The organism is Aliterella sp. E5.1 (assembly GCF_057473825.1).
Map to the genome: position 1 here is coordinate 21,562 of NZ_JBYCCV010000025.1, position 22,121 is coordinate 43,682.

A 22,121-nucleotide genomic window follows, 5' to 3' on the forward strand; every position below is an offset into this window, starting at 1 on the left:
GTAGACCGGAATTAGCGTAGCAGAAGATGCTATTACTTGACACGGCTTTTAAGTTTTAAATCCTACGTTTTATGACCAAAATGAATATTGTTTTCGAGTATGTTTAAACTTCTTTTAGTTGGAGCGTAGGATGTGACTGTTTCTCGGACAATTTGCTTCGGATTTTTGGCAGTAATCGCCGTTGGCACTATTTTACTGATGTTGCCTTTTTCTTCGGCGGCGGGGACTTGGACTAATTTGATTGTGGCGCTATTTACTTCTACCTCGGCTGTCTGTGTAACTGGGTTAGGGGTTGTCGATACTGGTACTTATTTTTCTTTTTGGGGTCAGTTTTTTATAGTTGCTCTAGTTCAGATTGGCGGACTTGGCTATATGACTGCAACTACTTTTCTATTGCTACTACTTGGAGCTAAATTTGGCTTGCGCGATAAAGTTGCTATTCAACAAGCTTTAGATCAAACGGGGATACAGGGTAGCGCTCAATTGATCCGCTCAATTATTGCTCTAACTTTAATTTTTGAAATTAGTGGCATTTTCCTGCTTTTACCAGTTTTTGCTCAAAACTATCCATTGAATGAGGCTTTGTGGCTAGCAACTTTTCATAGTGTTAATTCCTGGAATAATGCAGGTTTTAGTTTATTTAAAGACAGTTTTATTGGCTACCAAACTTCTATACTTTTAAACTTGGTAGTTACGGGGTTAATTATTTGTGGTGGTATTGGTTATGGAGTGATTTTAGAGCTATACATTTGGTTGCGCGATCGCCTACAGCGCAAGTCAGAACGAATAATATTTTCTCTCAGCTTTAAAGTTGCCGTTAGTACTACTTTAGCTTTGTTAATTTTGGGAACAATTGCCTTCTTTTTTATAGAAGTAAAAAATCCGGCAACTTTTGGTTCTTTCAGCTTACAAAATCAAATACTTTCAGCTTGGTTTCAATCGGTAACGACAAGGACTGCGGGATTTAATACTATTGATATTGGTAAAATGACTACGGCAGGTTTATTTTTAACCATTGCTTTTATGTTTGTTGGTGCAAGCCCCGGTGGTACGGGTGGCGGACTAAAAACAACTACATTTCGAGTTTTGACAAGCTGTACAAAAGCAATTCTCCAAGGAAAAGAAGAAGTACTATTATATGAAAGAACAGTAGATATTTCTTTAATTCTAAAAGCAGTTGGTGTATTAGTCGGCTCAGTCGCTACCGTACTTTTAGCTACCATCTTAATTGCTGTAACCGATCCAAAAATAAACTTTATTCAAATTTTATTTGAAGTAGTATCAGCTTTTGCTACGGTCGGACTTTCGACAGGAATTACTGCTAGTGTAACGGCGGCGGCAAAATTAATTTTAATTATGACTATGTATATAGGTAGAGTTGGAGTTTTGCTGCTAATGGCAGCTTTGCTCGGAGATCCCAAACCGAGCTTAGTTCGCTATCCTGAAGAAAATTTAATTGTCGGCTAAGATCGTACTACCCTAAAATCATGCCCAAATAGCAATAAAATTTAGTTCAAATAGGGTGAATTTACCAAGGTAATAAAAAGAGTGAATCTGTCTTCTCTAGGTTTTTTACGCAGTCTCCGTAAAGACAATCGTCAGTTTGCTGTTATTGGGTTAGGACGTTTTGGTAGGTCGGTCTGTGCGACATTTCACAAGTTAGGTTATGAAGTGCTAGGAACAGATGTTGATGAAAAACTTGTTGCTCAAGTGTTAACAGACCAAATTGTTGCTCACGCGGTGCAACTAGATTCTACTCAACCCGCCGCCCTCAAAGAAGCAGGGATTTTTGAATTTGATACGGTAATTATTGCGATCGGCAACTACATTCAAGAAAGTATTGTCACAACGCTAAACGTCAAAGAAGCTGGTGTACCTCATGTAGTAGCCAAAGCCTCCTCAGAAATTCACGGAAAACTGTTGCAAAGAGTGGGAGCAGATCATGTAGTGTATCCTGAGTTTGAGGCGGGTTCTACTTTGGCGCGGAGTCTCACCAAACCAGGTATTTTAGACCGTTTTGACCTCGATCCCGATCACAGTATTGTCGAGCTAATTGTTCCCGATGAGTTTCACGGCAAAACAATTACCGAACTTCAACTGCGCACTCGCTACGGTTTAAACCTTTTGGCTGTAAGTCAAGATGACAAGTTTGAAATTAATCCCGACCCCAAAAAAAAGTTACAGCAAGGTTCCGCAATGGTAGTAATTGGCTGTAATAAAGACATCAATCGCTTGCCAATTTGAGGAATTTGGATAAATACAGATAGAGCAATCGACTAAGGTTTTAGAATAAAGCTAGAAAGCTAGTCCGATTGGGTACATCCAACCGGGTGCAAGACAATAGTTGAGAAAAAAGAAGCACCATGCTGGATTTGGTACTGATTCTAGCGGTAGGTTTTTTTGGTAGCTTTGGGCATTGCGTGGGAATGTGCGGACCATTGACGGCGGCGTTTTCTCTATCGCAAAAACAAGACGCGCCCCAAAAAGTGCGATCGCAAATTTTGTTTCATATTTTGCTCAATGCTGGCAGGCTAATAAGTTATGCCTTAGTTGGTGCGGGTATTGGTGCAATAGGTTCGGTAATTTTTGCAAGCGGACAACTAGCCGGAAGCGGCAGCGCTTTGCGTCAAAGTATTGCCATTATTACTGGCATACTCCTAATTTGGTTTGGAATTGTGCAAATTAACCCCAAATTTTTACCACCAATCCCCTTTTTACACCCTCTAACTAGAGGAAACTTGCATCAGCGCCTAAGTAAAGCGATGGTACAGCTTTCTTTTGATAGTCAATGGTGGACACCAGCTATTTTAGGATTTGTTTGGGGTTTAATGCCTTGTGGTTTTCTGTACGCCGCGCAAATTAAAGCCGCCGAAACTGGCAGTATTTGGCGAGGCGCGGCAACAATGGCGGCTTTTGGGTTGGGAACTCTACCCACGATGTTAGGCGTAGGCATTTCTACTTCGCTTGTTAGTAAAGATCGGCGCAGTCAACTATTTAGATTAGCTGGTTGGGTAACTATTACGGTTGGTGTATTAACTCTCCTACGGGCGATGGGAGAGGAAATGATGGTTTATTTTACAGGACATGGAGCATTACTATGTTTGATGTTAGCTTTGGCTGCTCGCCCGATTAGCCGCCTGTGGGCGCAACCATTAAAGTATCGCCGCGCTTTGGGGGTAGGAGCCTTTGTAATGGCGATCGCTCACGTTACTAATACCATGCAGCATAGCTTTGGTTGGAACTTAAGCTCTATACCCTTTTTGATTCCAAATCATCAAATAGCTATATGTATGGGGTTAAGCGCATTTCTACTGCTTGTTCCCGCAGCTTTTACTAGCTTTGACAAAGCACAGAAAAATTTAGGCAAGTATTGGCGACAAATTCATTTATTAAGTATTCCAGCTTTGATACTCGCTGTAATTCATGCTGTACTGATTGGTACGCATTACTTGGGCGGGATTAATCACACATGGATAAATCAGCTTTTGGTAGTTAGTTTGGGGTTGATGACTTTGGGCATATTAATATTACGTTGGCAAAACCCACCATCAAAAATGCGCGGCTTATGAAAAACTTTGTAACTTGCAATACTCGGAGATCCCCCCTGACCCCCCTTCAAAAGGGGGGAAAATATCTTAAGGTCGCCCTTTTTAAGGGTGATTTAGGGCGATTACTAAATGCAGCTACTTATAGCAAAAATTTTCAAATATTTTCTACCAAACCCATCAATTTTGGCTGGCTGCTATTACTTACAACCTTACTTACTACTCCCGCCAACGCTCATAAAATAGAAACCCACAAAAATGTCGGCGCAACTATTCACATTGAGCCAAACGATTCTCCCCGTGCGGGTGAAACGGCTTTAGCTTGGTTTGCGCTTACTCAGAAGGGAGGGAAAATTATTCCTCTAGATGAGTGCAACTGTAAGCTATCTCTGTACTCCCAACCTCTGAAGGTAGGTACAGCACCCATATCACAGCCCCCATTAAAAGCAGTGTCCCAAGAGAGCTATAGAGACATTCCTGGGGCAGAAATCACCTTTCCGGCGGCGGGAGCTTATCAATTGCAATTGCAGGGAAGCCCCAAAGCTGGTGCAAAGTTTTCCGCTTTTGAACTAAAGTTTGATATCGACGTTGCACCAGGAGTTGCAGCACCAAAAAGCAGCGATCGCATTTCTACCCAAATATCACCTCAAGAGCCGCAAACAATGCCGCCGTGGTTGATTCCAGCCGTTGCTATCGGGGCAATTTTTACGGGTGCGATCACATTTTTGGTATGGCAAAAGTTACAGCGCAAAGATTAGCTATTTATTTTATGCTTTAGTGGGCTATGGCGGATGATTAATCCGAGGGCTAACCCAACTACTACCGTAGCTACCAGATAACCCAAGCTAATTAATCGAGTTAGTAGCGGGGTAGCCACAGCCGCTACTTCAATTTCCTCTGTAGCCACAACTGGTTGAAACTGACGATTAGCTGTAGGATTTGGTACAACTTCTACCTCTAGCTTGTGAGGTGCGCCATCAAAAAATTGTTGCTGCCATTTCAACTTACCTGTAACATCGGGAATACCTTGATAAGCAAAAGCTACCCAGTTATTTTCTAGTTGAGTAGTTTTTAAGTTGAAAACTACATCCGTTAAAGGCTGATTGGTTTTTGGATCGATCACGCTAACTTGTAAATTAGCCAATTTCCCCACGGTGGCGTGCTTGTCGCCGCTTATTTGTACTTGTAGCTGGGAATCATTGACAATGGCGGTTTCTACAGGTTCTGGATGGGAATGACTGTGAGAATGGGGTACTTCGGCGCTGACATTAACTACAAGCAAACTTGCGATCGCAACTAACACCGCTCCACTCAACAATAATCGCACTCGCGCCGGGGCTATTTCTCCTCTTTGGGGTAAAGGTTGTTTGCCCATCACCCAACCGCCACCAATTCCAACAGCGAGTAAAATCGCGATTAAAATAGCGTAATTGCGATACTTAACCGGATTTTCTGCTACCTTAAGGGTCAAAGTTTGCTCAATCGGACTAAATTGATTGGCAACAATCGGGGAAACATTGACTGCTAACTTATATTTGCCCCGAATTGGCAGCATTTGTTGAAGCTGTACTTTGCCTTCTGGGGCGATCGCATTTAATTCTAGTAGCTTCGTACCTTCGACGACGGGAAAATCGGTAGATAAAAAGGGAGTAATGGGCGGTGTAAATATTTGGATTTTAAATAAACTATTTGCCAACAATTCCCCAGCAGGATTTCGCGCGCTTAACGTCAATAATGTAGGCGATTGGGGCGTTGTCGCTTCCGCTTCAAATGGGTAAAATTGTCCTACAGGCGGACTTGTCGTTAGTTGAATAGGCGATCGCGCATTTTGAGATAAGCCAATAATTGCAAACAGAAATAGGCTCATCAAGCCCGTAATAGCTATGATGAGCGCTGAGCGCTGAGATTTTGACATTTTGATATTAGTTAATTAATTGTTCCGTCACAAGCTGTTATCTTGAACAAATTTTAATGACAACTAATTGTCAAAGTGTGGTGGCGCAAAGAGTGCATCGAATCATGGACGGCGGGATAAGTTGAAAAATATACCGTCCACAACGTCAAAGCGCATAGCGAAGTATACAGTGTCAACTGTACAGGCAACGATAAAGTCCAATCAATTGCCCGTTTTTGAACGTAAGTAAGATTATTTGTAGCTCTCACAACCAGTGTTCCTCGCACAATAATGTAGAGTTATTAGCGATTGGTAGGCATTCTGACTTAAAGGCTTTAGTATCGCCTCATCACAGTTGCGGAACAGCGTCGGAATCTCACCGAACTTTCCCTTCACTTCTAGTGACTTCCACCAGAACCAATCGCGTCAGGCAATCATTCTATCACTGCGTGCGAAATCTGGAACTAAGAGTAAAATGTAATGCTAATTAATCTTGAGGACAAGTAACAATATGTGTACAGCTTGTTTACTATTTTCTGCTTTAATGCTGTTTACTCCCGCAGATAATGCCGCACCATCCAATCGCGTTTCTGTAGCCCAAGAAACTCAAGTAGCCATTACCCAAATGGTCAAGGAATTGCCCAAGTCTTCAGATACCAAACTATTACGTAGTGGGTTATTGGAATTGCATTCACAATTAGCAACTACAAAAAATGACGTACAAGCCCAACAAATTATCGACAGCGAATTAAACATTTTGTCGCAGCAACTGAGAAATTCTTCTAGTGGAGAAGAAGTAACCGAGTTGCTAGAAGATATGTTGATAGAAGACGAGCCAGCACCTCAAACAAAAAGTTCAAACTACGCACCGAATAAGTCTATTTCTAAACTAAATTGGGGCTGGCTGCATTAAATAATTGCCCTCAAACTCAATTAGGGGCTTATCCGCCCCAACTAAGTTATTGCAATATTTCCTCCAATTGGTGCTGATTCCAGAGAGTTTGATACAATCCTGGTTTTTGCACCAATTCGGCGTGAGTACCAGCTTGCACAATTTGCCCTTTATCCATCACCAAAATTCTATCGGCGGTAGCGGTGGCGGATAGTTGGTGAGAAATAAATACTACTGTTTTGCGTTTAGTACCTTGCGAAAGATTATTCAAGATATCAGTGGCAGTTTGATTATCCACGCTAGAAAGCGCATCATCCAAAATTAATACTGGCGCATCAACGAGCATCGCTCTAGCTAAAGCAGTACGTTGCCTTTGACCGCCAGAAAGAGTAATGCCGCGTTCGCCCACAATAGTTTTGTATTGTTGGGGAAAATTGCGAATTTCTCCGTCTATTTGGGCAACTTTGGCGCTATATTCTACCTCGGCTTGGTCGCTTACCGGATCGCCATAGCGAATGTTATTTTTGATCGTAGTGCTAAACAAAAAGCTATCTTGAGGAACATAAGCGATCGCTTGACGTAATGAATCTAAATCAAGAAGCGTAATATCTATCCCATCTAAAAACAATTGCCCAGGTTCAATATCTAATAAACGCGGTAAAGCATTAGCAAGAGTTGATTTACCTGAACCAATAGCACCAACAATTGCTACAGTTTCGCCAGGAAAAATCGTCAAATTGACATTGTCCAAAGCTGGAGTAGTAGCGCCAGGATAAGTAAAGCTGAGATTAACTGCTTTGAGTTCGCCTTTGACTTGTTCTTTGGGTAAATGTATAACTTGGTCGGAGTTTTGAATTTTGGGCGTGACCGTTAAAATAGACTCAATGCGATCGATACTAACTTCACCTCGTTGGTAAGCCGTAATTGTAAAGCCTAACAGTGCAGTGGGAAATACCAAACGCTCTACATAGATTAAGAGCTTGAGAAAGTCACCAATAGTAATTTGTCCAGAAATAATTTGGCTAGAACCTAACCACAATAAAATTAGCAAACTAATATACGCAAGCCCCCCCACAAGCGGAAATAAGGTATTGCGGGTTTTGGCTAGTTTTAAGTTGGCGGCTAACAGCCTTTGATTGTTTTGACTAAAAGCACGGCGCTCGTTTTCTTCTTGGGCGTAGATTTTAATCAGCGCAATCCCGCTCATATCTTCTTGAATCAACTCGCTGACAAGAGAAAGCTCCTCTTGTACTTGAATTTGTTCGTTGCGGAGGCGATCGCTAAATAACTGTACAGTAACTAGCATGAACGGATAGATAGCTATAGTTGCAAGCGTTAGCTGCACGCTAATTGCTAACATCGCCGGGAGAGTAAGGGCGTAAGCAAATACTGTATTTGCCAAACTAAGCACCGCAAATCCCACCAATCGCCGGATATTTTCGACATCGCTAGTAGCGCGGTTAATCAAGTCACCCGCCGTATTGAGGGCAAAATAAGCAGGTTCAAGTCTTAGCAAGTGTTGAAAAATCTTTTGTTTGAGGTCAAATTCTACCTGTCGCCCAACACCAAATAAAGTAACGCGGGAAACCATGCGGATGACCCACATGATCGAACTAAGAACAATAATTAGGATGACATAGCGTAAAACTTCGTCGAAAGTGAAAGCAGATTGAAATCTATCAACAATTTCACCAATCAATTGCGGAATATAAACACCAATAGCATTAACAACAAGTAAAGCAACAATACCTACAGTAGTTGCTTGCCAATGGGGGCGGAGGTAAGAAACAAGTTTAGCAAATCGAGTTTGAGCCATTAGAGCAATTGAGCAACTATTGCGATTTTAACAACAGGCGCGATCTCTATAGCTACGGTCAAAAGTTAGGTAATGGCTGCAAAAGTCAAGATTTTGCTGATGTATGTTGAATTTAAGGCTATTGTTGTTTTGCTTTAGCAATTAGCTCTTTAGCTCTTGTGGCGGCTACTTTTTCGCTGAATTAGTTAAAATCTGAGAAATCATGCGATTAGCCCCAGATGCGTAGCCGCCACCAAATAAATTGAAATGATTGAGAATGTGGTAGAGGTTATACAAGGTTTTGCGTTGCTCGTAGCCTGGCTCTAAAGGAAAAGTATCGTTATAAGCGCGGTAAAAAGCCGCCGGAAAACCGCCAAATAGTTCCGTCATTGCTATATCTACTTCGCGATCGCCATAATAGGTTGCAGGGTCAAAAATTACTGGCTCTCCCTGGTTTGTACAAGCGGCGTTACCTCCCCACAAGTCTCCATGTACTAAAGAGGGTTGTACTTGATGGGATAGCAGTTGCGGGAGGAATGCTAATAATTGTTCTTGCTGGGGAAAATGCTCCCCCTTCCGGTTAGCCAATTGAAATTGATAGCCTAGACGGTGTTGAGCGTAAAACCTTACCCAATCAGTTGTCCAATTATTAATCTGCGGTGTAGAACCAATTGTATTATTTTGTTCCCACCCAAAACCCTTAGAGCTAGTCGTGCGGTGCATTGCAGCTAAATTACGCCCCATTTCTTGCCACGAATTAGTAGTTGCCGTACCTAAGTTCAGCCATTCCAAGACTATATAAGCCGAATTTTCAGCGACTCCCCAACAAATCGGTTTTGGTACGCGGATAGTATTTGTTTGTGCCATTTGCTCCAACCCTAGCGCCTCGGCAACAAACATTCCAACTTTAGCAGCCTCGTTTAGCTTCACAAAATAAGTGAAGTCGCCATCACTTACCGCGTAGCCTTGATTGATACAGCCACCGCTTACAGAACGATGACTTGCGATCGCAAACTTTGGTTGAGTCTGGGAGATATGTTCGGCTATTTGCGTCCACATAACAAATTAAGGCTTGAGAATAACCGCACCGTAAGCATCGGCGGAGAGATATTTTTGGGCGGCGGCTTGCATTACCCCCGCATCGAGGGCTTGAATCCTCGCTGGGTAATCAAAGGCTGGCGCTAGGTTTCCGACCATAGATTGATAGTAGCCGTATAAACCCGCGCGATCGCTTGGAGTTTCGTTAGCAAAAATAAATCGATTGGCAACTTGAGTGCGAATCCGGGCAATCTCCCATTCTGCAACGGGCTGATTTTGAATAGTATGAATGTGCTGAGCAATTGATGCTTCTACTTGCGCCAAGTTTTCTACAGGAAGCGTTGCCGATATATAAAAAGTGCCTTGCAAGCGTTGCGTTATATTGCTAACAGAAATACTAGAAACCAGTCCCTTTTCTTCTCGTAAATCCCGCACCAGCCTCGATGTACGCCCCGCTCCTAATACGGCGGCTAATACATCTAGGGCGTAAGTTTCTTGCAGATTACTCAACCCTGGAACTCGCCATACCATCACTAACCGCGCTTGTTGCAGACTATCATCCTTCAACTCGTGGCGGACAATTTCTGTAAAAGCAGGTTCTTCAGTAAGGGTAGCCGCTAAGGGTTGACGGTTGACAATGGGTGAGGGGTTGGTAGCTTCGGTAAAACCATCGGCAACAATTTTGATTAATTCATCTACAGGCAAATTACCCACAGCAACGGCGGTAATAGACTCTGGCTGATACCAAGAGGTGTGAAAATCGCGCATTTGCTGCGGCTGGAGTTGGGAAATTACGTCAAATTCTCCAAGTACCGGGCGGCGATAGGGTAAACGGGCAAAGGCGGTTTGCATTGCTTGGGCAAAGGTGCGCCGACGAGGATTATCATCCGATCGACGGATTTCTTCTAAGACGACTAACTTCTCTCTACCAAAAGCATCGTCGGGGATGAGCGAATTAAGCACTACATCAATTTGCAGAGGCGCTAGGCTAGCAAAATCTTTCGGGGCAGTAGTAATGTAGTAGTGGGTGTAGTCTTGGCTAGTTGCGGCATTTGTAACTGCGCCTCGTTCCTCAATTCGGCGCTCAAATTCTCCGCTAACAATCCGCTTGGTCCCCTTAAAAACCATGTGTTCGAGAAAGTGAGCCATACCATTGATATCATTCGGTTCATTGGCTGAACCCACATTAACCCACAAACTCAGGTTAACGGCTTCTACTGGCATCTGCTCGGCTACAATTGTCAAACCGTTAGGTAGCTGATGCAGGGTAGGAGAATTTAAGCGGGGTGGTTTTACAACAGTTGAAGTCATTAGTAATACGGAAGAAGCCAGTATTTCCTTATCTTAGCCATTCCTGAGGGCAGGCAGAAAAGATCATACTATTTTGGGAAAGACTCCGCTCGTGCTTTGCGGTGACTAGGGCAAAAAATATACATAAACTTTTTATCTAAGCTATGTTATCTGTTCAACAATTAAAAGCTAAAAAAAAATCTGTTCGCCGCAATCTTTGGCTCGAAAAGTTACTAGCAATTATTGCTGTTGCAAATTTACTTTTAGTAGTTTTCGATCTTAGTTATATCCCTTTGCGAGATTGGTACTTTATAGAAGCACCAACAATAGTTAGATACTACGACCAAGTTAAAGGGATAGAACCTCACCGTGAAACTCAAAGATATCTTCAGAAAGTGGATCAATTAGAAACTCAAGTCGAGCAAATCGGGTTGCAGTCGCCGGAAGTTGAAAGCTCATTGCAACAGTTGCGTCTACTTAGTAATGAAATAATTGAAGATAATCCTTTTGATGTAGCAGATAAAACTGGAAGTTTAGCTAAAATCAAGAGATTGATGCGCCTGCGTGTAGCCTCTTTTAACAATCGCTCTATAGAAGCATCAGCCCACGAAGCATTTACATTATTTTGGAGCCAACTATATTTATCTCAAGTAGGTTGGGAGCAGGAAATTAGCTTTTTTAATACGCAATTACGCCCGTTAATTGAAACTAACTACTATCGAGATATAGGAGAGAATGGCAAATTTATAGATAAGTTTTGGTTAATAGATTTACCATTTGTCATTATATTTAGCATAGATTTTTTAATTCGAACCTTATTTCTTAGCTTTCGCAATAAATTAAGCTGGTTAGAAGCAATGCTGCGGCGATGGTACGATATTTTTCTGTTGTTACCTGTTTTACGATGGTTGCGAGTAATCCCGGTAACGATTCGCCTATATCAATCTCGACTATTGAATCTCGAACCTGTGCGATCGCAAATTAACCACGATTTTGTAGCTAATTTTGCCGAAGAAATTACCGAAGTTGTGGGTATTAGGATAATAGATCAGCTTCAAGACGCAATTAAAAATGGTGATATTAGTCGTTGGCTGCTGCGTTCTAAAAGTGGTTATATAGATATCAACAACACAAATGAAATTAGTGCGATCGCATCTCGCATAGTAAAATTAAGCGTTCATCAAGTTATCCCAAAAATTCAGCCCGATGTAGAAGCGTTGATATATTATAATCTTCAAACTATACTTAACCAATCTCCAGTATATAAACAGCTTCAAAATGTACCAGGAGTAAGTAATTTGCCCAAGCAATTAGCTAGTGAAATAGCTAAGTCTAGTTATAGTGCGATCGTAAACATGATTGAAGATCCGCAAAGCGCGAAAGTGTGGAAACAGTTAACTGATAATTTTAGTAAAACTCTAGAAAGAGAGTTGCAGCAAGAACATAACTTGAAAGAAATTCAAGCTTTACTTGTAGATTTATTAGAAGAAATCAAAATTAACTATGTTCAAAATATTGCCGAAGGCGGGATGGAAGAAATATTAGAAGAATCCGAGCAAATTAGACGAATTAAACGCAAAAAATCAAATTATTAAGCAAGGGAAAGTTATGGTTAATTCTTTAGAAATAAATACCCCAATTAGAGTAGGTTTAGTTGGTACGGGTTATGCAGCAAAGCTTAGAGCCGAGATATTGCAGCAAGACGGGAGAGCTAAATTAGTAGCAGTAGTTGGTCATGCAACCGAGAAAACTGCCGAATTTGCTCAAAAATATGATGCGGATGCGATCGCATCTGTAGAGGAGTTAGTAAGCTTAGATATAGATTTAGTAATTGTTGCAACTATCAATAGCGAACACGGTGCAATTTGTCGCCAAGCCTTGCAGCACGGAAAGCACGTTGTAGTTGAGTATCCCTTATCTTTGGACGTATACGAAGCTGAAGAATTAATTAACCTCGCTTCTCGGCAAAATAAACTACTGCACGTAGAACATATTGAATTACTCGGCGGCTTGCACCAAGCCTTAAAAGAAAATTTACCAGCAATTGGCAATCCATTCTACGCCCGCTATAGCACCTTAAATCACCAATCTCCTGCACCTCAACGTTGGACTTACAACAAAGCCTTATTTGGCTTTCCTTTGGGTGGTGCATTATCGCGGCTGCATCGTCTGACTGATTTATTTGGTAGTGTTGCAACTATTAACTGTCAAAACCGCTATTGGGGGATGGATGGCGAGTTTTACAAAGCTTGTTTGTGTACGACGCAGTTGCAATTTACTAGCGGGCTTATAGCTGAGGTTGTTTATGGGAAAGGGGAAACTATCTGGCTGGAAGAACGCAAATTTACTGTTGATGGCGAAAAAGGTGGTTTGAGTTTTGACAAAGAAGACGGAAAATTAATTAACGCCGAAGGAATAACACCTATTGAAGTAGGTACGCGCCGGGGTTTATTTGCCAAAGATACAGATATGGTATTAAACCATTTAATCAATGGTACGCAATTGTATGTTAGTTCTGCCGCAAGCCTGTACGCGCTCAAAGTTGCTGATGCAGCTAGGCGTTCCGCTCAAACTGGGCAAACTGTGGCTTTGTAGAATCAGTCAGCACTGATAGCACAGCGACACCTCAAGCTCATTAATAGCTCAAATATGTCTTGTGAAGCATCGGCTCTGGCTCTACATCAGGAAATTTATTGGACTTTTGAGAGTAGTATATATTCATTGTATATACAGTAATGAATTAACTAGACTATCAGTTATGGCTTCTCAAGTTGCTAAATGGGGACACAGTTTAGGTATTCGCATACCTGCGCCTATAGCCAAACAAGCGAATTTAAAAGAAGGGACTGCTATAACATTCGCCGTTGTGGAGGGTAATATTGTGATTCGACCAAGAAAAAATAAATATACTCTTGACGAACTTCTTGAAGGGATGACACCAGATAACGTACATAGCGAAACTGATATGGGAGGCGCAATCGGAAATGAAGTCTGGTAATCCAAATATCTACATACCAGAACGAGGCGATATTGTAAAAATAAACTTTAGTCCTCATCAAGGACACGAACAGGGATTTGAAAGACCCGCTATTATTTTATCGCCCAGCCAGTACAACAGGAGGACATCACTGGCGTTGATGTGTCCAATAACCACTAAATCAAAAGGTTTCAAGTTTGAAGTTCAACTATTCGATGGGATGCAAACGGTTGGAGTTATTTTGAGCGACCATATTAAGAGCTTCGATTGGAAAGCACGCCAAGTTAAGTTTATTGAAAAAGCTCCTACCGAATTAGTTGAGGAAGTATTAGCCAAATTGGAAACTTTGTTAGCCTGACCGCGCGGAAGCCGTGCGATGTAACGTACTAAGTTTACCGTCGTTTGATAGCGAGCAGTAAGACTTCTATAGAAAAATCCATCAATTATCTACAGGCAAAACTGCCGACGGACACAAATCTGCAAGAATGCAAACATCGCATTGCGGACTTCTAGCCTTACAAACTGCTCTGCCGTGATATACCAATCTAATTGACCAATTTTCCCAGTCTGGCTGAGGCAACAAGCGCATCAAGTCGCGCTCGATACGAATTGGATCGGTATATTCCGTTAAGCCTAGGCGATCGCTTAAACGCTTGACATGAGTATCTACTGTTACCCCAGCATTGATGTTGTAAGCATGAGCCAGCACTACGTTTGCTGTTTTTCGGGCTACTCCTGGGAGTTTTAATAATTGCTCCATGCTTGCAGGTACTTGTCCGTTAAATTCTTGAACTAGCAAAGCGCAAGCCGCTTGAATATTTTTAGCTTTATTGCGAAAAAAGCCCGTAGAACGAATTAAACCTTCTAATTCTTCAATATCAGCCTTTGCCAAAGCCGCCGCGTCCGGAAAGCGGCGGAACAACTCTGGCGTAACTAAATTAACTCGCTCGTCGGTGCATTGCGCCGATAAAATAGTTGCCACCAGAAGTTGTATGGGCGTTTCGTAGTTGAGCGTACAAGGTGCGTCTGGATAAAGTCTTTTCAGACGCACCAAAATCTCTAATGCCCGTTGCTTTTTAGCTGCCCATTTGCGAGTGATACTCACTGAAATAGTTTTTGCACCCACTCCAAGTTTGCCGTGTCGCGCACGATTAAGAAAATTCCCAACCCTAACAATAACATCAGTCCGGTCTGCATGACACCATCTTGAATGCGTGTGGGTAGAGGTTTGCCGCGCACTGCTTCAAATAACAAAAATGCCAATTGACCGCCATCTAAGGCAGGTAAGGGCAAAGTGTTAATTACGGCAAGGTTGATGCTAATTAAAGCCGCAAATTGCAGCAAGTTTGCAGCATCAGAACGGGCAATTTTTGCACCAAAATCAACGATCGCAACAGGACCAGAAATTTGACCAGCAGTTTCGCCAAAGTTGCCAATTAGTTGCCCAAAACCCTTAATGGTTAGCACGAGAATTCGTTGAAATTCTGCCGCCGCAGCGCTAAAAGCATCCAATACACTAACTTTTGTACGCTCTACACTGCCATTAGGGGCAAGAGCGATACCAATACTACCGCGATCGCCTGCTTTGGCTTCTGGGGTAATATTTACTGTTAATTGTTCGTTTTTGCGCTCAATTTTTAGCTGGAGTGGTTTACCCGCACTGGTTTTGATAATTTGGCTCAAAGCCTCCATTTCTTGTAAGGAGTTGCTAAAAGTGCGATCGTTTACTGCCAAAATTACATCGCCGGGTTTAATTCCGGCATCTGTTGCTACTCGGCTAACATTGGCGGCTAATTCTGGTACTAATACCCCAGGTAAGCTGGCTTGAGGGATACCTACAAAACCAATATGAGTTACCAGTAGCAAGTAAGCAAAAATTAAGTTAGCAATGACTCCAGCGCTAATCACGATCGCGCGATCGATTACCGGGCGATTGCGGAGCAAATCGGGGTCGTTGGGGGGAATTTTGCTATCGGGGTCGTCATCGGGAAAACCAACGAAGCCACCGAGGGGAAAAGCTCGAACAGCGTACTCTGTTTCTGATCCCTGATACTTAAATAAAACCGGACCAAAACCTAAAGAAAAACGGTTAACGTGAATACCCTGAGAACGGGCGGCTACAAAGTGTCCTAGTTCGTGTACTACGATGAGAACCGCTAAAACGGCGATCGCTGCCAATACTGACATAGAAAATTTTAACTAAACGCAACATTTCTTTAATTCTACGCTGATGTCGCGTTGGACGGGGTAAAGCCTGGAATATAGGTTTTCCTGAATTAGGCGATCGCCTAGATTGGTAGAGTGATGGCTATATAAGGTCACAGAACCCGCAATTAAAAACCTATGACATGAGTCCATTGCCTCCTTCAAAAAAGCTTGCAAAGACATCATACTTAAACTAAAATTAGGTACTTGATTTTAGTTTCGCTAACGAAACCATGCTCGATCGATACCTCTCTGTGAAAGAAGCTTCTGAAATGCTGAGTTGTTCGGAGCAGTACGTTCGCAAACTGCTCCGATACGGTGAAATTGGTGGAGAGAAGATTAGCAGTCGATGGCTTGTTGCTACGGAATCTGCCTATGAGTATCGCTGCAAGGCAAAGGATACAAGCGTACTCGTTCCCGACCGCGCAAGAAGGTCTTGCAGTCAACCGACTCTAAAAGCCCTAAGTTTTTTTTCGGGCTGCATGGGTTTAGATTTGGGATTAGAAGAGGAAGGAATTAAGGTGATGCTTGCCTGTGAAGTCGATCCAGCAGCCCGAAAAACGATAGAAATAAATCGACCAGATATTGCGCTAATCGGAGATATCAGAAATTACTCCGCCGCAACAATTCGGGAAAAAGCTGGTTTGAGTCCGACTGAAGATATCGATCTAATTTTTGGAGGTCCACCATGTCAAGCTTTTAGTAGTGCAGGCAAGCGACAAGGGTTTAATGACGATCGGGGGAATGTTTTTTTGACATTCATTGATTTGATCGCCGAACTCAAACCTAGATTTGCCGCGATCGAAAACGTTCGGGGATTACTATCGGCTTCATTAAAGCATAGGCCTCTTGAGATGAGAGGGAAGAATTTCCCGCCCTTATCTCAGGATGAACAAAAGGGCGGTGCATTGCTTTTCATCACTCGTAAACTCAGAGAAGCAGGATATAGTGTTTCCTTCAACTTGTACAGTGCCGCCAATTTTGGGTCGCCACAACAACGAGAAAGAGTCGTCATTGCTTGTAGTCGTGATGGAGAAAAACTTCCTTATCTCACACCAACTCACTCGGAGAAAGGTTTATATGGGCTTCCGCAATGGCGAACATTGAGAGAGGCTCTAGAAGGGCTTCCTAATAACGTTCATCATTTTGTCAAGTTTCCTGAAAAACGACTCAAATACTATCGGCTTCTAAAACCTGGACAACATTGGCGGGATTTACCCGTAGAGTTACACCAAGAAGCGCTTGGGGCTTCTTTTCTTGCAGGAGGTGGAAAGACAGGGTTTTATCGAAGGTTAGCCTGGGATAAGCCTTCCCCAACATTGGTTAGCCATCCAGCTATGCCTGCCACCGATCTGGCACACCCAGAGGAGGATAGACCCCTGAGTATTGAAGAGTATAAGCGAATTCAAGAGATTTCAGATGACTGGATAATTGAGGGAAGTTTACTAGATCAATATCGGCAAGTTGGAAATGCAGTACCCTGTTCTCTAGGAAGGGCGATCGCACGGATGCTATTAACGCACTTAAACGGCGATCGCGCGATCGCTTATCCAGATTTTCCCTATTCGCGCTATCACAAAACTGACGATAAGAGTTGGGCTGCTGAAACTTTAGGCGATCTTGAAGAACCCTGGGGGGTACAGCTTTCTTTGCCTCTAGTCTGATGGTTTAGTCTAAAAATTGCCAAGGATTGTTTACCTCCACCGCTAAAGCCTCTGGATTTGCTATTAATACTTTTTGCACAAACATGACAAAGTTATCTTCGGAGAAACGGGCGGTATTATATTTCTGGTTAAAGTATGCCCATCGGTAAGAGCCTGTTTTAGCATCAACTCTGTACCATTTTTCAATAGGTTGATTAATTCTCACTCTAGAAGAGGAGCTATTTTCTGAATTGCTGCGGTTCTTTACTTGCAAGAGAGAACCATCAACATTACAGAAATCAACGTGACGAACGGACTCGCCCCAGCAACAATACCAACCATAGTCAGCTAATTGTTCAGCGAGAAATTCTTCAAGCAGTAATCCCTGAATATTTTCTGCAGACATTGACAGTCTGTGAGCGTACTCAATCTGTTCAAGACTATTTGCGGTTAGTTTTGTAAATCTGGCATTGATAATTGTCTTGACGATTGGATCGGCAATTGTTCCTGGCGGTAGGGAAATTCGTTTTGAAATTCTGTTCTCGTAGCTATCTTGATACTTTTTTAACCAAGACTGGGCTAAAACTTCTGGTGTGCTGCCTTTCACAATTGGAGAAAGCCCTGGATTTCTGTAGCAGGCTTTTAAAATTGTGCGATGAGCTTCCAAAAATGGCTGTTTTTGCTTGAAAAAAGCATCTTGAAAGATTTGTAAAAAGCTATCTTCAGAACTAGAGGTACTGATGATGTTATCAAAAGTAAAAAGCATGAGAATCACTTATCAAAACTACCCCTATTGAAGGAATGAAGGTAAATTACTGCCGATTATTGTCTCAGGATTACCCTCTTAGCAATATCCTTAGTCTGCTCGTTATAAGACTTCGCGTTTCAAATAAGGTTGCAATACTTCCGGTATCTTCACTGTCCCATCAGGCTGTTGATAATTTTCTAAAATTGCTGCCATTGTCCGCCCTACAGCTAGTCCCGAACCATTGAGGGTATGTACGAACTGCGTGCCTTTTTTCCCAACTTCCTTAAAGCGGATTTGCCCTCTTCTTGCTTGATAATCAGTGCAATTGGAACAGCTAGAGATTTCCCGATACTTGCCCGCAGAAGGCAACCACACCTCTAAGTCATAGCACTTCGCCGCCGCAGGACCTATATCTCCAGTGCATAGTTCTAATACGCGGTAAGGCAACTGCAATGCTTGCAAAATTGCTTCCGCATCTTGCACTAATTTTTGATGTTCCGCTTCCGAGGTACTGGGAGAGACAATTTTCACTAATTCAACTTTGCTAAATTGGTGCAGTCGAATCAAACCCCGCGTATCGCGTCCATAACTACCAGCTTCCCGACGAAAACAGGGAGTATAAGCGCAGTGATAAATTGGCAAGCTGTCTGCGGCTAAGATCTCATCTCGATACAGATTAGTTAGCGGTACTTCTGCTGTGGGAATTAGCCACAAGTCATCTTCTGCACATTTAAAGCTTTCTTCGGCAAACTTGGGCAACTGTCCTGTAGCTGTCAAAGATGCAGTATTAACCAAAATTGGTGGCATGATTTCTTGATAGCCAGCAGCTATTTGGCAATCGAGCATAAATTGAATTAATGCCCTTTCTAAAGCTGCCCCTGCACCTATAAGCGTCACAAACCGACTTTGGGCAATCTTTGCCGAGCGCTCAAAATTAAAAATTCCTAGCTGTTCGCCAATTTCCCAATGGGGCAAAATAGCAGGATTTTGCGGGATAAATTCTTCTCCCCGTCGGCGGACTTCGATATTTTCATCTTCGCTTCTTCCTATTGGTGTCGTCTCACTGGGCAAGTTTGGTAAAGCCAAAAGTAAGGTTCTTAACTCCTCAACCAATTCTCTTTCTTGGGGTTCTAGTTCGCCCACTTGCGCTTTAACTTCGTTCCCTTCGCTTCGCAAAGCCGCAATTTCCTCATCTTGAGGATTAGCCTTCATTTTTTGCCCGACTAATTTACCAATTTCATTACTCCGGGCTTGGAGATGCGACTTTTTGGCTTCTAGTTCGCGCATCTGCTTATCTAACTGCAATATCGGCTCTAAATCGTACTCGCCCCGACGACTTATTAACTCTTGTACCCTTTGAGGATGTTCTCTAATTTGTTTAATATCCAGCACGGATTATTACCTAATTTTTCTGCCCATAGTTCAGCATACAATAGCGCCTCGTTTACTGTTTGGTAACGCGATTAAGTAAAAATAACGTAGCTACAAGTCCAGCAAAATGAGCAGCAACGGTATTAGTATTTGCTTGGACTACAAAAATATCTACAGGGCGAATAATTTGTTGGGGATTGTAAATCGCCGCGCCAAAACCTTGGGGTAAAGATAAAGAACGCAGTAAGAGTATTCCCGCGATCGCCTGCGCCCCTAAAATAGTTAATAAAGTTCCCACCAAGTTGACAATTAACCCTAATCTCAAAATTTGAACTGTATCGGTTTTACGCGGGCGATTATTAGGGTTAGTTGATTGCAAGCGCCTACCAATTCGGGTATAGCGAAAAGCTATATAACCCCCGATACCCAAAGTAATAATGCCACTAACAGCAAAAACTATGCCAATTCCAGTTCCGGCGCTAGTTTGCCCTTGAGGACCAATATCGCGCCCAAGACTTGCAAAGATCAACACCAAGGTAGAAACTACCCCTAATACTAACTGAACCCAGAAACTAGCCCAGCCAGCTAGACGAAATGCCACAGCTATTTGCTGGAGGGTAGCGGGAGGAGATTTTAATTCTGACTTTTCCACAATAATATTTCCCCTATGGGTGCTTAGAATCTATAGCCTTTAAATATATTTGAGCAGGATTTCACCACAATTTTTGATTTAGTAAGTCTTAAATGCGATCGCATCATACCTTAGAGCAGCAATTTAGCGATTTTGGCAGACAAACCCCAATAAACCGTTTAAAATTGCGTCAAATCTATTTTTTGACTGTCCATGACTAAATTATTCCAAAAGTTTCCCAAGTCGAGTCATTTGTCCTCAAAATTATGGCAGCTACGTTAGTAAGTTCTAGCCCTAACCATTTGGTTGACTTGATTTTCTCTTTAGCTTTTTTGTCCACAATCTCTATAAAAATTCACAAATATACAAGTAGTTAAGAGGTTAATTGACAAGCCGAGAAAAATAAAGTTTACTAATTTTTTTCCACTACCTCCGTCATCCTGTCTCAAGCTACCGCAAACGCTAATCTACATCCTATGTCTATGAAAACTTTACTAGGAGAGCGACAAATGAACCTTGAGCATATCTATGAGTTTTTTCGCCATCGCCCTCCAACTTATTTAGGGCAAGAACTAGCAGTGTGTTATGTTCTCTCAGTTTTGGTTGAAAAAGAATCTTACGGTACAGAGCTTATTGCTTTATTAGAAGCTGAACATCCAAGCTATCGGCTTTCCGATACAGTTTTGTACAGTGCGATCAAATTTTTGGAAGACGAAAAAGCTATCACTGGTTACTGGAAAAAAGTGCAAGGGCGCGGTCGTCCGAGGAGAATGTATCAAATCAGTTCTCAGTGGGAAAGGCAATCTCAAGATTTGGCTCGTCTTTGGCGAGAATATATCAATACTTCCCCTAGGTAGCCAATAATAAAGAAGTTGGCATAAGTTTTAATCTTTCCCTTGTGAATACTGCTACTATCCCCTCGATTTTTGTGTTGACTTTGGTGTTGGCAACGGGCTTGTTTTTCTTTATTCGAGCCTCCGCTAAAGATCGCACCGAACAAATAGAATTAATATCTCAGCAACCAGAAGCAACGGTAATGGCTCAACTACAACAGTATTTTGACCAAAGAGCCTATCGCGTTGCCAGTATAGATAAGGAAAATAACTCTGTTACTTTTACTGGGCTAGTCAGACCTAGTGTTTTTCTGGCAATTCTTCTAACGTTGCTGGCAAGTGCGGGTATTTTTAGTTTAATTTTGGCGCTATCAATATTGTTTCCCGACTTAGGCAAAGTTTTTTTATTGTTGTTGCTTATATCTCCGGCGGCGGGGATTTTTTACTGGAAAAAAGCTGGTCGCACTGAAAACGTATCTTTGAAATTGGAACCTACAAGCGGTAATGATGTGGCAGTTTGGGTCAAAGCTCATCGCGATGAAATTCTTGAACTTAGGCGGTCGATTCCTTCGCTTGTGGCAAGCGATCGCGAATAATCCTGATTGCCAAAAAATTACCCTACCCAAACTTATTTGCTTGAGTAGGGTTCTTTGACTGAGATTAACAATTCACACCCTGGTATTTCTGTTGATAAACCTCAAAAGTAATATTTTTAAGGACTTATAAACTCTCCATACCACTTAAATCTACTTGGCACACTTACTTACGTATAGTGACTAATTCCTTTTCTGTGGGATTTTCTAAAAACCGCAAACTAGGAAACAAAAAATGATTTTCTTCGACGTATTGCGCCCCAAATAACCCTTTTTCAGCCCAAAAATAACGGTCTGTAGTGTGTTCGTTGCGTTTCACAAGTAGCAGCGCTGGTGGTAGAATGCCCTCCGCTTGAATATACTTTCTGGCGGCGGTTACAGGTTTATCTTCTCCACTTTCGATGCTAAATTGAGGTACGTGTTCTAGGATTCGGCGACCCTCTTGACGACGACGACTTTTCCGCTTCCGTCTCCTTGCCAACTCTTTGTCCTCCTCTTTTAAATGCTCGAATATTGTAGTTATAGTTACAATTTACGTCGTCAGTATATCTTTATGAATATTAGAAATCAAGTTATGTTAAGCATTTGATACAAAGTTATCAAGATATGGTTAAAAAACTGCGATAAGGTTAAGAAGTTGGTTAATAAAGTTAACAATTGTTTAAA

At 42.2% G+C, this 22,121-nt stretch carries 24 protein-coding genes and 1 riboswitch; of the genes, 12 read left to right on the forward strand and 12 right to left on the reverse strand.

Annotated elements, in window-relative coordinates:
* The first annotated feature begins 132 nt into the window (after positions 1-132).
* The 4 genes from AC2VE5_RS11145 to AC2VE5_RS11160 all read left to right on the forward strand — a co-directional run bounded on the left by AC2VE5_RS11145 (position 133) and on the right by AC2VE5_RS11160 (position 4,303).
* Positions 133-1,467, forward strand: a complete 1,335-nt coding sequence (locus tag AC2VE5_RS11145) for a TrkH family potassium uptake protein (RefSeq protein ID WP_486887815.1) — start codon at positions 133-135, stop codon at positions 1,465-1,467.
* A gap of 81 nt (positions 1,468-1,548) precedes the next feature.
* Positions 1,549-2,244, forward strand: coding sequence for a potassium channel family protein (locus AC2VE5_RS11150; protein WP_486887816.1), 696 nt, complete (start codon positions 1,549-1,551; stop codon positions 2,242-2,244).
* A 119-nt stretch (positions 2,245-2,363) separates the two neighbouring features.
* A complete protein-coding gene (locus tag AC2VE5_RS11155) occupies positions 2,364-3,569 on the forward strand; it encodes an urease accessory protein UreH domain-containing protein (protein ID WP_486887817.1) in 1,206 nt (401 codons plus the stop codon).
* Positions 3,566-4,303 (forward strand): hypothetical protein, encoded by a 738-nt coding sequence (locus AC2VE5_RS11160; RefSeq protein WP_486887818.1) that lies wholly within the window; start codon positions 3,566-3,568, stop codon positions 4,301-4,303. Before AC2VE5_RS11155 ends, AC2VE5_RS11160 begins: the two co-directional genes overlap by 4 nt.
* On the opposite strand, the gene AC2VE5_RS11165 is transcribed toward AC2VE5_RS11160, so the two are convergent.
* Positions 4,300-5,460, reverse strand: coding sequence for a hypothetical protein (locus AC2VE5_RS11165; RefSeq protein WP_486887819.1), 1,161 nt, complete (start codon positions 5,458-5,460; stop codon positions 4,300-4,302). The two genes, AC2VE5_RS11160 and AC2VE5_RS11165, sit on opposite strands and share 4 nt — an antisense overlap.
* Positions 5,461-5,513: 53 nt before the next feature.
* Positions 5,514-5,708 carry a CbtB domain-containing protein gene (locus AC2VE5_RS11170; protein ID WP_486887820.1) on the reverse strand — a complete coding sequence of 65 codons (195 nt, stop codon included), beginning with the start codon at positions 5,706-5,708 and terminating at the stop codon, positions 5,514-5,516.
* Between the two features lie 25 nt (positions 5,709-5,733).
* Positions 5,734-5,876: riboswitch (cobalamin riboswitch) on the reverse strand.
* Between the two features lie 74 nt (positions 5,877-5,950).
* On the opposite strand from AC2VE5_RS11170, the gene AC2VE5_RS11175 reads away from it, so the two are divergent.
* Positions 5,951-6,352 carry a hypothetical protein gene (locus AC2VE5_RS11175; protein ID WP_486887821.1) on the forward strand — a complete coding sequence of 134 codons (402 nt, stop codon included), beginning with the start codon at positions 5,951-5,953 and terminating at the stop codon, positions 6,350-6,352.
* Between the two features lie 46 nt (positions 6,353-6,398).
* Here AC2VE5_RS11175 and AC2VE5_RS11180 read toward each other — a convergent pair whose 3' ends face one another.
* From AC2VE5_RS11180 to AC2VE5_RS11190, 3 genes are all read right to left on the reverse strand, one after another.
* Positions 6,399-8,147, reverse strand: coding sequence for an ABC transporter ATP-binding protein (locus AC2VE5_RS11180; protein WP_486887822.1), 1,749 nt, complete (start codon positions 8,145-8,147; stop codon positions 6,399-6,401).
* Between the two features lie 165 nt (positions 8,148-8,312).
* Complete coding sequence (locus tag AC2VE5_RS11185) at positions 8,313-9,185, reverse strand: fructosamine kinase family protein (protein ID WP_486887823.1); 873 nt, start codon at positions 9,183-9,185, stop codon at positions 8,313-8,315.
* A 6-nt stretch (positions 9,186-9,191) separates the two neighbouring features.
* Complete coding sequence (locus AC2VE5_RS11190; RefSeq protein WP_486887824.1) at positions 9,192-10,475, reverse strand: M16 family metallopeptidase; 1,284 nt, start codon at positions 10,473-10,475, stop codon at positions 9,192-9,194.
* A 143-nt stretch (positions 10,476-10,618) separates the two neighbouring features.
* Between AC2VE5_RS11190 and AC2VE5_RS11195 the strand changes: the two genes are divergently transcribed.
* The 4 genes from AC2VE5_RS11195 (at position 10,619) to AC2VE5_RS11210 (ending at position 13,789) form a co-directional block, all read left to right on the forward strand.
* Positions 10,619-12,049 carry a hypothetical protein gene (locus AC2VE5_RS11195; RefSeq protein ID WP_486887825.1) on the forward strand — a complete coding sequence of 477 codons (1,431 nt, stop codon included), beginning with the start codon at positions 10,619-10,621 and terminating at the stop codon, positions 12,047-12,049.
* 13 nt (positions 12,050-12,062) lie between these two features.
* Positions 12,063-13,049: a Gfo/Idh/MocA family protein gene (locus AC2VE5_RS11200; protein WP_486887826.1), complete on the forward strand. Its 987-nt coding sequence runs from the start codon at positions 12,063-12,065 to the stop codon at positions 13,047-13,049.
* 163 nt (positions 13,050-13,212) lie between these two features.
* Positions 13,213-13,452: an AbrB/MazE/SpoVT family DNA-binding domain-containing protein gene (locus AC2VE5_RS11205; protein ID WP_486887827.1), complete on the forward strand. Its 240-nt coding sequence runs from the start codon at positions 13,213-13,215 to the stop codon at positions 13,450-13,452.
* Positions 13,439-13,789: a type II toxin-antitoxin system PemK/MazF family toxin gene (locus AC2VE5_RS11210; RefSeq protein ID WP_486887828.1), complete on the forward strand. Its 351-nt coding sequence runs from the start codon at positions 13,439-13,441 to the stop codon at positions 13,787-13,789. Before AC2VE5_RS11205 ends, AC2VE5_RS11210 begins: the two co-directional genes overlap by 14 nt.
* An 81-nt stretch (positions 13,790-13,870) precedes the next feature.
* Here AC2VE5_RS11210 and nth read toward each other — a convergent pair whose 3' ends face one another.
* From nth to AC2VE5_RS11225, 3 genes are read right to left on the reverse strand one after another with little or no spacing between them, the layout of a single operon-like run.
* Complete coding sequence (gene nth, locus AC2VE5_RS11215) at positions 13,871-14,536, reverse strand: endonuclease III (protein WP_486887829.1); 666 nt, start codon at positions 14,534-14,536, stop codon at positions 13,871-13,873.
* A complete protein-coding gene (rseP, locus tag AC2VE5_RS11220; RefSeq protein WP_486887830.1) occupies positions 14,533-15,618 on the reverse strand; it encodes an RIP metalloprotease RseP in 1,086 nt (361 codons plus the stop codon). Before rseP ends, nth begins: the two co-directional genes overlap by 4 nt.
* Before the next feature lie 12 nt (positions 15,619-15,630).
* Complete coding sequence (locus tag AC2VE5_RS11225) at positions 15,631-15,789, reverse strand: hypothetical protein (RefSeq protein ID WP_486887831.1); 159 nt, start codon at positions 15,787-15,789, stop codon at positions 15,631-15,633.
* An 80-nt stretch (positions 15,790-15,869) separates the two neighbouring features.
* Here AC2VE5_RS11225 and AC2VE5_RS11230 point away from each other — a divergent pair, with 80 nt between their 5' ends.
* Positions 15,870-17,300 carry a DNA cytosine methyltransferase gene (locus AC2VE5_RS11230; protein ID WP_486887832.1) on the forward strand — a complete coding sequence of 477 codons (1,431 nt, stop codon included), beginning with the start codon at positions 15,870-15,872 and terminating at the stop codon, positions 17,298-17,300.
* A 4-nt stretch (positions 17,301-17,304) separates the two neighbouring features.
* Here AC2VE5_RS11230 and AC2VE5_RS11235 read toward each other — a convergent pair whose 3' ends face one another.
* From AC2VE5_RS11235 to AC2VE5_RS11245, 3 genes are all read right to left on the reverse strand, one after another.
* Entirely contained in the window at positions 17,305-18,045 is a 741-nt protein-coding gene (locus AC2VE5_RS11235; RefSeq protein WP_486887833.1) for a SinI family restriction endonuclease, read from the reverse strand.
* A 102-nt stretch (positions 18,046-18,147) separates the two neighbouring features.
* Positions 18,148-19,419 (reverse strand): serine--tRNA ligase, encoded by a 1,272-nt coding sequence (serS, locus tag AC2VE5_RS11240; RefSeq protein WP_486887834.1) that lies wholly within the window; start codon positions 19,417-19,419, stop codon positions 18,148-18,150.
* Between the two features lie 52 nt (positions 19,420-19,471).
* The gene (locus AC2VE5_RS11245) at positions 19,472-20,053 is read right to left on the reverse strand and encodes a DUF3611 family protein (protein WP_486887844.1); all 582 of its coding nucleotides are present in this window, start codon (positions 20,051-20,053) and stop codon (positions 19,472-19,474) included.
* 485 nt (positions 20,054-20,538) lie between these two features.
* Between AC2VE5_RS11245 and AC2VE5_RS11250 the strand changes: the two genes are divergently transcribed.
* Both AC2VE5_RS11250 and AC2VE5_RS11255 read left to right on the forward strand, forming a co-directional pair.
* Positions 20,539-20,886: a PadR family transcriptional regulator gene (locus AC2VE5_RS11250; RefSeq protein WP_486887835.1), complete on the forward strand. Its 348-nt coding sequence runs from the start codon at positions 20,539-20,541 to the stop codon at positions 20,884-20,886.
* A 41-nt stretch (positions 20,887-20,927) separates the two neighbouring features.
* Positions 20,928-21,458, forward strand: coding sequence for a cofactor assembly of complex C subunit B (locus tag AC2VE5_RS11255; protein ID WP_486887836.1), 531 nt, complete (start codon positions 20,928-20,930; stop codon positions 21,456-21,458).
* 163 nt (positions 21,459-21,621) lie between these two features.
* Here the strand turns inward: AC2VE5_RS11255 and AC2VE5_RS11260 are convergent, their stop codons facing one another.
* The gene (locus AC2VE5_RS11260; RefSeq protein ID WP_106369365.1) at positions 21,622-21,936 is read right to left on the reverse strand and encodes a DUF3155 domain-containing protein; all 315 of its coding nucleotides are present in this window, start codon (positions 21,934-21,936) and stop codon (positions 21,622-21,624) included.
* Positions 21,937-22,121: the final 185 nt, after the last annotated feature.

Coding starts and splice junctions, on each gene's coding strand:
- AC2VE5_RS11155 (WP_486887817.1), top strand. CDS start 2,364: ATGCTGGATTTGGTACTGATTCTAGCGGTAGGTTTTTTTGGTAGCTTT.
- AC2VE5_RS11160 (WP_486887818.1), top strand. CDS start 3,566: ATGAAAAACTTTGTAACTTGCAATACTCGGAGATCCCCCCTGACCCCC.
- AC2VE5_RS11165 (WP_486887819.1), bottom strand. CDS start 5,460: ATGTCAAAATCTCAGCGCTCAGCGCTCATCATAGCTATTACGGGCTTG.
- AC2VE5_RS11175 (WP_486887821.1), top strand. CDS start 5,951: ATGTGTACAGCTTGTTTACTATTTTCTGCTTTAATGCTGTTTACTCCC.
- AC2VE5_RS11180 (WP_486887822.1), bottom strand. CDS start 8,147: ATGGCTCAAACTCGATTTGCTAAACTTGTTTCTTACCTCCGCCCCCAT.
- AC2VE5_RS11185 (WP_486887823.1), bottom strand. CDS start 9,185: ATGTGGACGCAAATAGCCGAACATATCTCCCAGACTCAACCAAAGTTT.
- AC2VE5_RS11190 (WP_486887824.1), bottom strand. CDS start 10,475: ATGACTTCAACTGTTGTAAAACCACCCCGCTTAAATTCTCCTACCCTG.
- AC2VE5_RS11195 (WP_486887825.1), top strand. CDS start 10,619: ATGTTATCTGTTCAACAATTAAAAGCTAAAAAAAAATCTGTTCGCCGC.
- AC2VE5_RS11200 (WP_486887826.1), top strand. CDS start 12,063: ATGGTTAATTCTTTAGAAATAAATACCCCAATTAGAGTAGGTTTAGTT.
- AC2VE5_RS11205 (WP_486887827.1), top strand. CDS start 13,213: ATGGCTTCTCAAGTTGCTAAATGGGGACACAGTTTAGGTATTCGCATA.
- AC2VE5_RS11210 (WP_486887828.1), top strand. CDS start 13,439: ATGAAGTCTGGTAATCCAAATATCTACATACCAGAACGAGGCGATATT.
- rseP (WP_486887830.1), bottom strand. CDS start 15,618: ATGTCAGTATTGGCAGCGATCGCCGTTTTAGCGGTTCTCATCGTAGTA.
- AC2VE5_RS11225 (WP_486887831.1), bottom strand. CDS start 15,789: ATGGACTCATGTCATAGGTTTTTAATTGCGGGTTCTGTGACCTTATAT.
- AC2VE5_RS11230 (WP_486887832.1), top strand. CDS start 15,870: ATGCTCGATCGATACCTCTCTGTGAAAGAAGCTTCTGAAATGCTGAGT.
- AC2VE5_RS11235 (WP_486887833.1), bottom strand. CDS start 18,045: ATGCTTTTTACTTTTGATAACATCATCAGTACCTCTAGTTCTGAAGAT.
- AC2VE5_RS11250 (WP_486887835.1), top strand. CDS start 20,539: ATGAACCTTGAGCATATCTATGAGTTTTTTCGCCATCGCCCTCCAACT.